The sequence below is a fragment of the Parasaccharibacter sp. TMW 2.1888 genome, from assembly GCF_023167265.1.
In the GTDB taxonomy this organism is placed as follows: Bacteria; Pseudomonadota; Alphaproteobacteria; order Acetobacterales; family Acetobacteraceae; genus Bombella; species Bombella apis.
The window spans coordinates 1,434,726-1,450,445 of record NZ_CP030979.1 but is presented as its reverse complement, the minus strand read 5'-3'; the positions used below and the strand labels follow the sequence as shown (position 1 = coordinate 1,450,445).

Genomic DNA, 15,720 nt, shown 5'->3' with positions numbered 1-15,720 from the left:
ATCGCTGAAATTACACCACAAAAATACCACAGAACCTCATCATCATCTCCCTATTTCGTACAGAATCATCGACGGTCTGCACCCTACTGGAGAACAGTCATGTCAATCACATGGGAAAAACCACAGAAGTACTCCAACCTGTCTCCTGATACAGGGGGCGGCAATACTGCTGGTCTCCCCGGCTTCTGGTTTGGTCCGGAGACCCTCCCGAACCCAGCGACCGGGAACGTTTTCAATACCCGGCTCACTGCAACAAACCAGCTCACTTCTGCCCAGCCGATATATCAGCTGGCCATGGTCCAGGGCGTGAACATAAGCCAGTCGGGGGACAAGGCTGTTGTCCTCATGCATATCCCCAACACAAATGTTTTTGCTGTAACGTACCTGTCTTATGTAGGTTCGTTTACCTACAGGGATGTCATTCCTCCAACTCCTTCTGTCGTTGCAGAGTTTGCGATAAAGAATGTTCAATTCATAAAACAGATCGGGGACGGGCAACAGTATGCCCCTCTTCCTCCTGACGAACAACAGACGTATCTTGGCCTGTCCAATCTGGCAGCAGCCGTCCAAACCGGGAAGCATTATCTCTATCTACAGCTTGTCCCCAATACGGGCTTTGATTCCCTGAATCAGGGCAGCCCAGCGACACCGGGATCGCCTGTAACACTCAGCAATGTCGACTGGACCTTTGACACCGGCGTCACCAACATCGACATTGCCTGCTTCCTCCCCGGGTCCATGATCATGACGGATGCTGGGCCTCGGGCTGTCGAAACTCTCGCTGTCGGTGACCTCGTCCTGACCGGCCCTGACGGCAACCAGAAGCTGGAGCCGATAACATGGGCAGGGCGGGGCCGTATCGATGTCCAGCCCCATCTGCCGGATGACCGGGCAGGCTATGCCGTCTGCATCAGAAAAAATGCACTGGGAGATGGCTGCCCTGATGCCGACCTGTATGTAACATCAGAGCACACGCTCTATCTTGATGGCCATTTCGTCCCGGTGCGGATGCTCGTCAATCACCGGTCCATCCACTATGACCGTGAACGTCTCTCTTACGACTATTATCACTTTGAGACGGCAGAGCACAGCATCGTCCGTGCCAACAGCGTGATGACGGAAAGTTATCTCAGCGGCAGCAGCCGCCGCAATTTCCATGAGATGACTTTCCTCCAGGAAGGAAATGTCGTGGCCTTCCCGCCCTCCAAGAGCTGGGAAAAGGATGCCTGCGCTCCGCTGACCGTGGATACCGCCTCCATCCGGCCACTGCATGAGGCGCTGGACGAGCGGGCCCGCGCCCTCGGTTTTGCCCGGCAGGTGCCACCTGTCTCCCTGGTGCAGGATTCAGACTTCCATCTGGTCACCAATGCCGGGGACGTTCTCTACCCTGTCCGCCGGATACAGGACCGGGCCATCTTCCTTCTGCCGGAAGGCGTGACAGCCCTTTACCTTCGCTCCCGCACAAGCCGCCCCTGCGACACCATCGGCCCCTATGTGGATGACCGCCGTTTCCTCGGTGTCCTCGTCGGTGCCGTGGAGCTGTACCAGGAAAAGCAGACCCACAGCCTGACATCCCATATGTCGGATCCTCACGCTTCCGGCTGGGATGTGATGGAGAACAGCCCCTGCCGCTGGACAAACGGCAACGCCCTCCTCTCTCTGGAAGAGTTTCCCACCATTCATGAGCGGGACATGCTGAGCATCCAGCTCCTGGCGGAAGGGCCCTATGTTGATGAGGCCGGGATAGCCCAGCCAACCATTTCCCTGCCTGAAAGTGTGGCACAGAGATGAGGCCCCTCCCGGCCTGTCCCGACCATATCGGGACAGGCCGGGACTGTTCCCACTCCCCCGAAATACTTTGCCACTCATGAAAGATACTTTATACATCCCCTGTCCGTGAACGGCTGCATTGTCTGTCCACCAAGGGGGGGGTCATCTGTCATGGGTGCCTGCACCACAGCCATTCTGACCAGAATCCTGCCTGCCCTGCTGGCTGGCGGTGTACTGTATGTCTCTACTCCCCGGTCAGCATTGGGCCAGAGCACACCGGTGGCCGGTTATTCCCCGGGCGCCCGGAGCGCAACCACCGCCAACACGATGCTCGACAGTGTCGTGGGCAACACCCATTCCCCCATAAAGAACCAGACCAGCCTCACCGGGGAACTTTACCATATTGCAGCGGATGGCACGGTCACTGCGCCCAACGGGCTGCTTGTCTCTCCCGGCGGGTGCCAGACACCGGGTACGGCCCATCTGCCAACCTCCATGAAAACTGCAGGGCCACACACGCCGTACCGCTTCGGCACGCTGAGACACGGCAAAGGGTTCGAAACGGTAACCATCGGAGTCAGCGCCCAGCCCGACCTGACCACGACAGACCCCAAGGCGCCTAGGGCACGCCGTGCCACCCTGAATGCCTCCTTCGGCCCGACCGGGCTTTACATTCTCCCGGAACCCTGCGCCCGCACCGGCTCCAGCGACAGCGCCCTGACGCTGGATGCCGCCGCCAGCCTGGCCAGTGCCGACGGGAATGCCTTTACCCTTGCGGGAAACCGCTCCAGCGAAATTCCCGTCAACAAGGCGGAAATCCTGCCTGATGGAGATGTGGAGCTGCGCAACAGTGCTCTCCCCGGTGCTGCTGCCCCGTGACCGTCAGCCCGTTCCGTCTTTTCGCCCTGCCCGTCCTCTCTTTCCCGTCCTGCGGGTCCGCCATGGCTCTGGCGGCCCTGTTTCTACCGGGAACAGCCATGGCCCAGACCATTCCTCCGGCCAGCACCCCCGCCGGGATTCCGGCTACAGCCCTGCCCACCCCCCTGGGGTTTTTCAATCATCATACGATCGGCAGTCCCTCTGCCGATACCAGAGGGACCGAACCGGGTACCAGCCGTACACCATCATCCCACCCCATCATCCCTCTCCAGCCGGGGACTGCGGGCCCCAACCCGACCCCGCATCTGGAAGACACTCTCGCCCTGCCCCGCCTCCAGGCCGTCATCCTGCAGCCGGCAGGCCATACAGGCAACAGAACAGCCCAGCAGCCCATTTCTTCCGAAGGGCTGAAGCTGAGCCACGCACCCGGTCTCTATCGGGTAATCCTCCCCTATATCGGCCATCCTCTGACATTCCAGAAAATGCATGAGCTGACGGGAGCCATCGCCATCTTCTTCCGCCAGCATGACCGGGCCTTCATCAGCATCACCGTACCTCCCCAGCGTGTACACGGGGGCGTGCTGCATATTGATGTCTCGGAATACCGGCTTGACCGCATCACCGTGCATGGCAACCGCTGGACGCCTGCCTGGCAGGTCCGGCAGGCCAGCAACCTCACTCCCAACCAGACCATGGCCCTGACGGCCCTCCAGACAGACCTGGACTGGCTGAACCTCAACCCCTTCCGCACGGCGGACCTCATCTACCGCCCCGGCAGCCACCCCGGCAGCACGGATGTGGACATCAACGTGACAGACCGCTTTCCCGTCTATGGCTATGCCGCCATGAACAATCAGGCGGACCGCTCACTGGGCCGGCTCAACTGGTACACAGGGGCCTCATGGGGCAATGCCTTCGGGCTGGGACAGATACTGACCTACCAGTTCAACCGCACCTTCATGAACCGGTTCGACAACCACACGGGCAGCTGGACCATCCCGCTCCTCGGCCATAATGCCTTGCAGATTTTCGGGAACTATGCCCTCTCCCACCCGACCAGCAACACGCCGGGCCTCATCAACCGGGGTCTCAGCGGGCAGGTCTCACTGCGCTGGCTGCACATGTTCGACCATATTGCCCTTGGCCGGGATGCCGGGCTGGACGGCATGATCCAGCTCGGTTTTGACTGGAAAAACACCCATTCCGACCAGTTCTACCATGCCCACACCATCACGCTCTCCAAAGCCGCCACGGCCCAGTTTGTCGTGGGCTATACAGGGTCCATACAGGACCCGTGGGGGCAGACGCAGATCAACAACCAGTTTTTCTACGGTCCCGGCGGCCTGATGAAAAATGATACGCGGCGAGCGTATGAGAGCATCTTCCCTCTCTCCAGCCCCAATTATGTCTATGACCGGCTGATTCTCACCCGGACACAGAACCTGCCCTACGGCTTTTCTTCCACAACGAAGGTAACATTCCAGCGGGCCAGCAAGAACCTGCTCTATAGTGAACAGCTCATGATCGGCGGCATGGGCAATGCCCGTGGCTATTTTGCCAATACATCCTTCGGCAGCAACGGCAATGCCGTCAGCGAGGAAGTCTTCACTCCCGCTCTCTCCCTGCTCCAGCTGGCTCACCTGCCCACGCCGGGACAGCCGGACAGCAACAAGCTTGGCATCTTCTGGGACTGGGCGGACAACCGGCAGGTCCACCATGTGGGCACGGGCGCCCGGGCGGCCACCCTCGCCAGCGTGGGCGCCGACCTTACCGGCAGCCTGAACCAGCACATCAACGTCACTTTTGATGCTGGCATCCGCCTACGCCGCATCCACACGACGGAACTGGCAAACCGTCGTGGGACCTTCTGCGACTTTCAGATTGTCGGAGGCTTTTAAGCCTCCGAACGGGGCAGTTTCAGTTCTGTCCAGAGCGTGTCCAGCGCACTGACCAGAGAGGTCAGCTCCTCTTCCGTATGGAGCGGCCCCGGGGTCAGGCGCAGGCGCTCCGTCCCTCGGGGGACGGTCGGATAGTTGATAGGCTGGAGATAATGGCCGAAGCGCTTCAGCAGGCTGTCCGTCAGCTCACGGCAGAGGGTGGCATCTCCCACCATGACGGGCGTGATGTGCGACTGACCAGGCATGTAGGGGATTTTCACCTCGTCCAGCTTCTTCCTCAGCAGGGCCACGGCCTCCCGCTGCCCCTTGCGCTCGGCATCGCTGTGGCGCAGATGCCGGACACTGGCCAGCACACCCGCCGCAATCATCGGCGGCAGGGAGGTGGAGAAAATGAAGCCTGAGCCAAAAGAGCGCACGAAATCACACAGGGCAGCAGAGGCTGCGATATAGCCCCCCACCACGCCATAGGCCTTGCCCAACGTCCCCTCGATGACGGTCAGCCGGTGTTCCAGACCACGCTCCTGCGCTACGCCGCCACCCTGCGGGCCATACATGCCCACGGCATGGACCTCATCCAGATAGGTCATGGCGTTGTAACGGTCGGCCAGATCGCAGATTTCTTCAATCGGAGCAATGTCGCCATTCATGGAATAGACGGACTCGAAGGCGATGATCTTCGGCGTATCCAGAGGCAGCTCTTTCAGCCTGGCCTCAAGGTCTTCAAGATCATTGTGCCTGAAGATGCGTTTCTCCGCACGGGAATGGCGGATGCCTTCGATCATGGAGGCATGATTGAGTTCATCAGACAGCACGACACAGCCTTTCAGCCGTGCGGCCAGTGTGCCCAGCGTCACCCAGTTGGAGAGATAACCGGAATTGAAAAGCAGGGCACTTTCCTTGCCATGCAGGGAGGCCAGCTCCTTTTCCAGCAGAACATGATGATGGTTGGTGCCGGAGATGTTCCGTGTCCCGCCTGCACCTGCACCACTTTCATCCAGAGATTTATGGATGGCCTCCAGCACTGCGGGGTGCTGCCCCATACCCAGATAGTCGTTGGAGCACCAGACCGTTACATCACGCCCGACGCCATGGTGGAAGGCTTTGGGAAACCTGCCGACGTGACGTTCCAGCTCCGCAAAATAACGGTAGCTGCCATCAGCCCGGAGGCCATCCAGCGCATTCTGGAACAGGGTATCATAATTCATAGACATTGCTCTCCTCAGGGTCATCAATTTATGGTCCGCCCCCCAGAAAGCAAGGTTTAAACACTGTTATAAACGAAAACATGGTTACAGGACCCATTAAACAGGACTGTCTGGCTACAGTTTTTTTACCCACTCCTCTATAGCTGGTGGCTCCATATCTCCCCAGGCGGGGAACATCGTTTGCCGGAGGCCTGTCTTGCCTGTTTCCGCTTCTTCCTCCTCTCCGGGTGGCCGGCCCGGATTCAGCGCCCTGCTGCCTTACTGGCAGGTCACCCTTGCTGCTTTCAGCGGCTGGTTTCTCGATGCCTTTGACCAGACAACCCTGATGTTCACCCTGCCCGACATTGCCCGGGATTTCGGCTGCACGCTGGCCGCCCTTGGCAGTGTCTTTCTGGCACAGGCTCTGGGACGGGCCGTAGGCAACACGGGTTGGGGCTGGCTCTCCGACCGTTTCGGCCGCAAGCCTGCCTTCACGCTCGGCATCCTCTTCTTCGCCCTCTTTGCCGCCCTCACGGGGACAACCCACAGCATCACCACGCTGGTCATCACACAATTCCTGTTCGGGATCGGTTTTGGTGGAGAATGGACGGCCTCCGCCACCCTGCTGATGGAAAGTGTTCCCGGCCCGCTGCGGCCTCTGGCCTCCGCCACCATGATGGCCGGTTACGAAATCGGCTATATGGCAGCGGCCGGAGCACAGGCCCTCATCCTGCCCCATCATGGCTGGCGTGTCATGTTTTTCATCGGGCTGCTGCCTGCCCTGCTCATCTTCTTCATCCGTTTCAGGGTGAAGGAAAGCCCTCTCTGGCTCGCTGCGCAGGAAGAGAAAAAGCGTCAGCACGATCAGGCTCCGGCAGAACCGGCCGCCTCTTTCTGGCAGACTGCCCGGCAGTTCTGGAACGGCGCCGCCTTCCAGGCCATTGCCTTCATGTGTTTTCTGGAGTTCCAGAAAGCCGCCCTCTACACATTCTATCCTGCTATCCTGCGGGACAACCACCATCTCAGCCCCCAGCTCATCTTCTGGCCGGTGGCCCTCTACTGCCTCGGCTCGCTTGCCGGGAAGATCCTCTGCGGGGCACTGGCAACCCGCTTCGGGGAAGGGCTCGTCATGCGGGTGGCGCTCGGAGCTGTCATGCTGCTGATCATCCCCTTCCTCACAGCTGGACCATGGGCCATCCTGCTGGCCTCCGCCTTCTTCATCGGGGCAGCGGCCTCCGGTATCTATGCTCTGGTGCCCCATTATCTCTCCCAGCGCTTCCCCGATGCAGGCCGCAGCGCAGGCATGGGCACCAGCTATGCTGTCGGCTCTCTGGGGCAGGGTGTGGCCGGGCGGCTGGTCCCCTCCCTTGCTCCGCTGCTGGCAGGAGGGTTGCCTGCTGCCGCCATCCTCTGCGTTCTTTCGGGAAGTTTCATCAGCCTCGGCATCACAGTCTTCCGCCCGAAAGACGTGCAGGATTTCTGAACCGTTCCGCCTTCCCTGAAGGCCTTTCTCCCTGGCAGAAGGGCATGAAAAAACGGGGTGGAGCCTGCGCCCCACCCCGTTCCTTCCAGCAGGAGATGTCCCCCGGTCCGCCTCTCAGAAGCGGACCTTGACGGACCCTGTCCCACCACTCTCGGTGGACTGGTTGCCATACTGCCCGATATAGGACAGGTCCAGGTCAACACGCTCGCTCACCCGGGCGGTCACACCAGCCTGCACGACGGCCGCATTTCTGGAAAGCAGCACACCGGCCACATCCATGTCACCGGCACCACTACCCATGGCGAAGGTCTCACGCTGGCGGGAGCCCGTCCGACCAAAGGCATGACGGTATGCAGCGGACAGGTGCGGCATGAAGACCGCCTTGCCAATGCCTACAGTCGTTGCCGTGCGGAAGCCGAAGCTCGAGAAGGTCACACCCGTATCCGTCCCGTGGCTGTGCAGGGCAGCCTCGTTGCCATGCTCACGATAGCTGTCGCTCTGCATGTTCACATAAGCCACGTTCATGAACGGCTCGAACATGCTGCGTTCCCCACGGAACTTGTAACCCAGCTCCCCGAAGCCCTGGGCCGTACCACCCAGATAGCTGCTGCTGAGACGCCCACCATAATCACCCACGGCAACATGACGATGGGTATTGATGACGTTCCAGCTATAGATGGCCCCGAAGCGGAGATTCAGGCGACCCCAGTGCGTCCCGGCATAGGCACCAATGCTGATATTGTTGCTGTTGGCCGAGGAGGAACGACCACGCTGAACGTTGAACTGGGAATGACCGTAAGAGATCAGCCCGCCAACACGCCAGTTGCTATGGTTGATTGGCCCATCCGCCCCGATGACAAAGCCTGCGGTGTTATGGTGCATGAGGGCAGCATTGCCGTCCCCACTGTTGAAGCCCATGCCACCATAGGCCTGCCCCCACAGGACCGCATGATCGGAATAGCAGGCGCCATCCTTCCTGCGTGTCTTCAGGTCATAGAAGCTCTGGCCATTGTGACCATAGTCACAGTCGGCCGCAGCCAGACGGTTCAGGGCTGCATTGCGGATATAGAAGCTGTCCTGGATCAACCCTGTACGGATGGAGGCGTGAAGCTCACCAGACAGGTTGTTCAGCGCATGACGGGCCTGGTCTTTTGTCAGGACCGTCATGGCCTTGGCCAGATCACTGTTTTCGGAGATATGGTTCAGCCCTTCCCCGGCAGCGATCTCGTTGCGGGTCTGGCCCACATACTCGAAACCATGGATGGAACGACGCAGCATCACATCCACATCATTGCCCTGATAGACAAGACGAGGATCAAGATAGGCGTAATCCTGACCGATATTGGTCTCCAGGTCATCATAATGACCATTCACGCCACCATTGGCCGTCAGCACATGGTAGGCCTGACCATATTTCAGGGCCGTCGGGTCCTTCACCTTCAGAGCCAGCGTACCCCCCTGGAGGTCCGCCTTGCCTGAGACCAGAACCTGGTCAGACTTCAGCTCGCTGTAGGAGAAGCCGTCCGGTGCGACCAGCTGACGCCCGGTCGCCTCATTGCTCCCGCGGATGGACAGGACCGAGCCCTTGGCCATGGTCAGATCACCCATGACATGCAGGGCACCCGCATCTGTCTCGTTGCCAGCTCCCAGCATACCACCGCTGGACACGACCGTGCTGCCCACGGAGCCATTACCGGCCAGAACGGCACCATGCTGCACGGTCATGGCAGAATGGCCCATGTTGCCATCAACAATCATGTCTCCGGACTGGATGTCCGTCGGACCATTGAAGCTGGAACCATCACCAGCAAACGTGAGCACCCCAGTGCCCGTCTTGGTCAGGGCATGATCACCGGCACTGCCATCATCCGTCAGGACGACATTATTGCCCAGTGTCATCCGGTTCTCATCCTGCACGTCGAACACTGCCCCCTTGGAGCCGATGGCCGTATTCACGTTGCTGGTCAGATCAGAACCCTTGATGTTCTGGAGCGTACCGCCATCCAGCGTCAGCTGGGCCTTGGCACCCTCTTCGGCCACCAGGCCGGGCTTGCCATCAATATCACCAGCACTCAGCCTGCTGCCACTCAGCACATCGAGTCTGGCGTCGGTGCCATCAGCCGGAGCTGTCTCCGCTTTGGCAAACACGACCGGGCCATGGCTGTGGAGAGCTGCACCATCAGAGAGGCTGACGTCACCCGCCTTGCCTGCACCAATCTTCACACTACTGTCTGTCGTCAGCTGAGCCTTCGCCCCGGCCAGAGCCAGCGTACCACCAGCCACGGAGACAGGCCCCCCAAGATGGGACTGGTCTGTCAACGTCTCATGACCACCGGAAAGTGTCAGCCCGCCATTGCCGGACAGGGACCCGGCATAGGTATCCTTGGCATTGGTCAGAGTCAGGGTGCCATTGAGAACACCATTTCCAGACCCGGCAAGGGAGCCGGCATCAGAACCATGATCCGTGACGCTGAAAGATCCGCCATTGGCCGCCAGCGTCCCGGCAATCTGGTTCCCGTCAAGGGTCAGGTCACCCCTGCTGTTGGTGACATCACCCGTGACATGGTTGCCTGCACCCAGTGTCATGCTGCCGCTGTTGTCCGCAGAGGCCAGAGTGCCACCCGTCGCCTTGAAGGTCGCCCCGTCAGCGTTGGTCACGTGACCAGCCGTGCTGTCCGCCAGAGAGGCCGTACCAGCCTGGTTGGCAACATCGGCCAGCGTGGCGTTCTGTGCCGTCAGGGTACCAGTGTTGGTCGTGGTCCCGGCAATCTGGTTCCCGTCAAGGGTCAGGTCACCCCTGCTGTTGGTGACATCACCCGTGACATGGTTGCCTGCACCCAGTGTCATGCTGCCGCTGTTGTCCGCAGAGGCCAGAGTGCCACCCGTCGCCTTGAAGGTCGCCCCGTCAGCGTTGGTCACGTGACCAGCCGTGCTGTCCGCCAGAGAGGCCGTACCAGCCTGGTTGGCAACATCGGCCAGCGTGGCGTTCTGTGCCGCCAACTGACCATGGTTGGCCGTCGTCCCGGCAATCTGGTTCCCGTCAAGGGTCAGGTCACCCCTGCTGTTGGTGACATCACCCGTGACATGGTTGCCTGCACCCAGCGTCATGCTGCCGCTGTTGTCCGCAGAGGCCAGAGTGCCACCCGTCGCCTTGAAGGTCGCCCCGTCAGCATTGGTCACGTGACCAGCCGTGCTGTCTGCCAGAGAGGCCGTACCAGCCTGGTTGGCAACATCAGCCAGCGTGGCGTTCTGTGCCGTCAGCTGACCATGGTTGGCCGTCGTCCCGGCAATCTGGTTCCCGTCAAGGGTCAGGTCACCCCTGCTGTTGGTGACATCACCCGTGACATGGTTGCCTGCACCCAGCGTCATGCTGCCGCTGTTGTCCGCAGAGGCCAGAGTGCCACCCGTCGCCTTGAAGGTCGCCCCGTCAGCATTGGTCACGTGACCAGCCGTGCTGTCTGCCAGAGAGGCCGTACCAGCCTGGTTGGCAACATCAGCCAGCGTGGCGTTCTGTGCCGTCAGCTGACCATGGTTGGCCGTCGTCCCGGCAATCTGGTTCCCGTCAAGGGTCAGGTCACCCCTGCTGTTGGTGACATCACCCGTGACATGGTTGCCTGCACCCAGTGTCATGTTGCCGCTGTTGTCCGCAGAGGCCAGAGTGCCACCCGTCGCCTTGAAGGTCGCCCCGTCAGCATTGGTCACGTGACCAGCCGTGCTGTCTGCCAGAGAGGCCGTACCAGCCTGGTTGGCAACATCAGCCAGCGTGGCGTTCTGTGCCGTCAGCTGACCATGGTTGGCCGTCGTCCCGGCAATCTGGTTCCCGTCAAGGGTCAGGTCACCCCTGCTGTTGGTGACATCACCCGTGACATGGTTGCCTGCACCCAGTGTCATGTTGCCGCTGTTGTCCGCAGAGGCCAGAGTGCCACCCGTCGCCTTGAAGGTCGCCCCGTCAGCGTTGGTCACGTGACCAGCCGTGCTGTCTGCCAGAGAGGCCGTACCAGCCTGGTTGGCGACATCAGCCAGCGTGGCGTTCTGTGCCGTCAGGGTACCAGTGTTGGTCGTGGTCCCTGCAACCTTGCCACCATTGACGTCAGTCGCTGCAGCGTTGTTCAGATTGCCAGCAAGGGACCCTGTCAGGTTCAGACGACCGTTCTGGACATCCGTATCCCCCGTGTAGCTGTTCGCCCCGCTGAGCGTTGTCGTGCCCTGCCCTTTCTGGACGAAGGAGCCGGTACCGGAGATCGTCTGACCCAACGTGACATCATTGCTGTGATCCACAGCCAGAGTCCCGTCATTGACAATGTCCTGCTGGCCGACAGACCCTGTCGTCCCACCATTGCCGAGCTGGAGCGTGCCAGCCTCAACATGGGTCGGCTTTGCAAAGTCATTGTCGGAGCTGAGGATGAGCGTACCAAGGTCCGTCTTTTCCAGCCCTGTGCCGCCATCAACCTTGCTGCCATCAATGACAGAAGCGATCTCTGCCGTGATGTCCTTGCCAGAAGACGTCCCGTCACCCACACGGATGACCGTCTTGCCGGTGGAGGCATACAGGTTGTCGCCTGTCACGAGGTAATTCTTGCCATCAAGGTTGGCAAACTGGGCACCGGAGAAGATGACCGGAGCCTGCGTGCCATCCTCGGCCTTGTCATTGACATGGACCGTACCGGCAGAGGCTGCAAAAATGGCCATGTTGCCATTCTGCCACTGGCCGTTGGCAGAGCCGTCGGCTGTAGCCCAGCTGGGTGTGCCCTGCGGTCTTGCTGCCGTCCAGACACCATCCCCACCGTCAACGCGGCCATTGCCCCTTCCATCATCGGAGCGGTGGGCGCTGCTGCCACCATCCCAGTAATTGAGTCCACCTGTATTGACCGCCAGGTTGACCTGATGGTCGATGGATGTCTGGACAACCATCCCCTCTGGAAGAGGCTTGGAGGCCACGTCAACCGACTGCTGGGTTCCAGAAAGCACACCACCGTAGCTGTACAGGCGGTACAGACCGGCCATCAGCGAAGAATTATTCACATCCGGACCAGCATCAACCGGCTGGATGGACAGCGTGCCACCAAGCGCCAGGTTCCCCTTGACGTTGATGAAGTCGTTGTAGGCGCCACCTTCCGTATCAGCCTGCCCCAGACGGAAAACCTGACGGGACCCATCGGCCAGATTCAGGCTCCCGTTGACGGTCAGTGTGGACGGCGCCTCAGCCGTCCCGGCGGCCAGTGTCCCGCCAGAGCCGATATTCACATCGCCACCGATCGTCCCCGTACCGCGCAGCGTGGCGCCATCGGTAACGGATGTCAGACCCTTGGCGGCGCTGTTGTCACCGTTCACATCGAGCTGCCCGCCCGTCTGCACGAGAGTGTTGCCAGAATAGCTGTTATTGCCTGTCAGGACTTCGTGCCCACCAGAAACCGTCAGCCCGCCATTGCCACCCATGCTACCGGCATAGGTACTGCTGGCATTGGTCAGGTTCAGCGTGCCTTCCAACTGGGCATTGCCGCTCCCTTCAAGAGATCCGGCGGTGAAGCCGTTATTACCGACGGTGAACTGGCCACCATGAGCTGCCAGCACGCCCTTTGTTTTGGAACCATCCAGCATCAGGTCGCCTGCGTGCTGGGCAATGCTCCCATGGACAATGACACCCTGATCCAGCGTCATGTTGCCATTGTTCACGACAGAGTCCAGCTGCCCGCCCGCTGCACTGAAGGTCCCGCCGGATTCGTTGGTGACATCAGCCAGTGTCGCCTTGCTGGCGGTCAGTGTTCCACTGTTCGTGGTCGTACCAGCAACACGTCCGCCAGTGATGTCTGTCGTTCCGGCATTGTTCAGCGCACTGGCAAGGCTCCCTTTCAGGGTCAGGCCACCATTCTGCGTGACATCGGTCTCACCCGTGTAGGTGTTGTTGCCTGCCAGGGTCTCACGTCCCCCGGAGATGGTCAGCCCGCCATTGCCGGAGATGTTGCCTGCATAGGTGTCAGCTGCCTTGGTCAGGTTCAGCGTGCCTTCCAGCTGACCATTCGCACGACCGGCAAGCGATTCTACACTGGCGCCACCGCTGGTAATGTCAAACGTGCCGCCCCTGGCAAAAAGCACGCCGTTGACCTGAGAATCATCAAGGGTCAGCTTGCCGTCATTCTGAAGGATATCACCATTGACGACACTCTTCTGCGCCAGAAGGAATGTCCCCGTGTTGGTGAACGTCGCCAGCTCACTGTCATAGAACTCTGCATCGCCACCATTGGTGAAGTTGCCCTTCCTGGGCACGGAACCCGCCCGGTTGGTGAGGTCATCCTCATCCCCCATCCGGTTGGTGATCGTTGCTCCGGAATCCCCACTGCGGCCTGCCAGAACGTCCGAATTGCTCTCCGAGTCCGCAGCGGACGGGAGGCCCGGAACCTTGGAATGGACAGCCAGAACCTTGCCGGTATTCGCAAACCGCCCATCAACAACCGTATCCTTGAAGTCCAGCATGCTTTTTTCGGTGCTGGTCACTTCATGAACAAGCGTGTTCCTCAGGGTCGCATTGCCACCAAGATTGACAAGATTGGCCAGCGTGCTGTCCGTAGCCGTAAAGCTGCTGTTGTTCGTGACCACGCCCTTGACGTTGGTATGATCAACAGACGCCGTACCGATATTGGCCAGTGTCCCGTCCAGCTCACCACCCTTCTGCACATACGTGCCGTTGGTCTGGTTGATGACCTGACCCGACAGCGTCGCATCCGTCACGGACAGGGTACCGGCTTCCACGTTCGTCATGCCCTTGTAGGCAAGATTACCCGAAAGACCCAGGGTCCCCGTGCCGGTCTTGTCGACCCCACCATCCCCCGTCAGGCCGCCTTTCCATGACATGGTGTTGCTGTCCTGGACATTGAACTCGTTCATACCAGTCAGATTGGCAGCAACCGTGCTGGTGAAATCACGCCCCTGGATGTTCCGTATCGTGGCGGCATCAAGATTGATGGCAGCCTTGGCTCCGTCCTCTGCGGCAATGGCAGGAGAAGAGCCATCATCACCAGCTACCAGCACACCATGATCCAGCACATTCAGCGTGCCATCGGAGGCTGCGCCGGTCCCCGGCACACCGAAGCGGATCGTCCTGTCATTCTGGAAGCGCCCGCCATCAACCGTCACGGTCCCCTTGCCACCAGCACCGATGATCGTGTTGCCGTTCTGCATCGTACCATCGACACCGACAACGAGGCTCCCGTTGCCGCCATCCTCGCCAAACCTTGCTTCATCAGCGCGGAAGCTGGCACCGTCGCTGATATTCACAACACCGGTCCCCTCGTTACCGATGTGGGCATTGGTAGCTTCCACGGCAGAGCCTCTGCCCGTCACATTCACTGTGCCAGTCAGAGACGGTGAAGCTGCGGCATAAAATTCATCAGCCTCAACACGGGAACCATTCTCGACGTTCAGCTCACCATTCTGGTAAATGCCAACGGCAACATACGCACCCTCGTTGGTACGGTTGTTGATCTGCGCTCCGTCCGTCAGTGTGGCATCACTCTTCCCGATCGGGCCAGACCCACCACCATAAGTCGGGTCGCCGTTACCGATGAAGACGGACTTCCGCTGTATCCTGGCGTCCGGACCTTCCAGCACCAGATGACCCTCATTCCCCCGTGCCAGACCAACACTCAGCGGACCTATTGGACTACCTTTTGCCGTGGACAAGGACCCTTTGTCCCGCAGGATCAGCGTACCATTGCGGATGTCCACAGTGCCGTCGATCTGGTTCTGGCCTGTCAGCACCTGTGTGCCAGACAGCAGACTCAGGACACCCGTTCCCTTGAGGGACCCGCCATACGTCTCCCCTTTACCCTGGGCGATCGCCAGCTCCCCCTGATAAGGGGCGGACGGATCGGGGGACGGTGTCATGACTAAACTGGTGTTGTCACCCGCCTTGTCGAGCACGGCATCTGCACTGCCTGCCAGGGACTGCACCAGCGTACCACCATGGCTCGCCCCGTTATGCCCGAAAATGGCCGTGCCCCCATCCAGATGCAGGGTACCAGCCACGCTTGTACCATCCAGACCGAGCTGACCATCCTTCTGGTACAGGTCCCCCTTGACCTCCGTTCCCTGGGGAAGGTTGCGCGTCTGAGTGTTCGTCATGTCTCCGGAAGAAACAGACGCACCATCATCGGCACGGGCCACACTGCCCACCCCAGCGACCAAGGATACTCCGCTGAGCAGAGCCAACATGTAACCAAAACGGCGATACCCTGCCTTGTGGCTCGCCAGATACCGCAGCGGGGCCTGCCCGCTCTGCCCAGTAATCAACACCGGCTTATCCTTTAATATCCACACTGTTGCAACTGGAGGTGCTGCGTATACCTCCGCCCACTATGGAGACCGGTATCCGATGATTGGGGTCTAATTATCACATAACTTTGGCAGAAACTTGACTAACAAATTACTTCTTTTAATTTTATGTTAATATGCTCTGCTGTGTTAGGTGATAATGATATGTTTCATTAATAAATGATTTCCAATATTCATG

The 15,720-nt window shown here is 59.9% G+C and carries 6 protein-coding genes; 4 read left to right on the top strand and 2 right to left on the bottom strand.

The window, feature by feature from the left end:
* The first annotated feature begins 99 nt into the window (after positions 1-99).
* The 3 genes from DTQ13_RS06640 (at position 100) to DTQ13_RS06630 (ending at position 4,547) form a co-directional block, all read left to right on the top strand.
* Positions 100-1,791 (top strand): Hint domain-containing protein, encoded by a 1,692-nt coding sequence (locus DTQ13_RS06640; protein ID WP_248460387.1) that lies wholly within the window; start codon positions 100-102, stop codon positions 1,789-1,791.
* Between the two features lie 150 nt (positions 1,792-1,941).
* Positions 1,942-2,649, top strand: a complete 708-nt coding sequence (locus DTQ13_RS06635) for a hypothetical protein (RefSeq protein WP_248460386.1) — start codon at positions 1,942-1,944, stop codon at positions 2,647-2,649.
* On the top strand, positions 2,646-4,547 hold the full coding sequence (locus tag DTQ13_RS06630; protein WP_248460385.1) for a ShlB/FhaC/HecB family hemolysin secretion/activation protein: 1,902 nt from the start codon (positions 2,646-2,648) through the stop codon (positions 4,545-4,547). The genes DTQ13_RS06635 and DTQ13_RS06630 overlap by 4 nt, the downstream gene beginning before the upstream one ends.
* Here the strand turns inward: DTQ13_RS06630 and hemA are convergent.
* On the bottom strand, positions 4,544-5,752 hold the full coding sequence (hemA, locus tag DTQ13_RS06625) for a 5-aminolevulinate synthase (RefSeq protein WP_043560936.1): 1,209 nt from the start codon (positions 5,750-5,752) through the stop codon (positions 4,544-4,546). The two genes, DTQ13_RS06630 and hemA, sit on opposite strands and share 4 nt — an antisense overlap.
* Positions 5,753-5,948: 196 nt before the next feature.
* Here hemA and DTQ13_RS06620 point away from each other — a divergent pair, with 196 nt between their 5' ends.
* Entirely contained in the window at positions 5,949-7,214 is a 1,266-nt protein-coding gene (locus tag DTQ13_RS06620) for an MFS transporter (RefSeq protein ID WP_086431179.1), read from the top strand.
* A 114-nt stretch (positions 7,215-7,328) separates the two neighbouring features.
* On the opposite strand, the gene DTQ13_RS06615 is transcribed toward DTQ13_RS06620, so the two are convergent.
* Positions 7,329-15,503, bottom strand: a complete 8,175-nt coding sequence (locus DTQ13_RS06615; protein WP_248460383.1) for an autotransporter-associated beta strand repeat-containing protein — start codon at positions 15,501-15,503, stop codon at positions 7,329-7,331.
* Positions 15,504-15,720 lie beyond the last annotated feature (217 nt).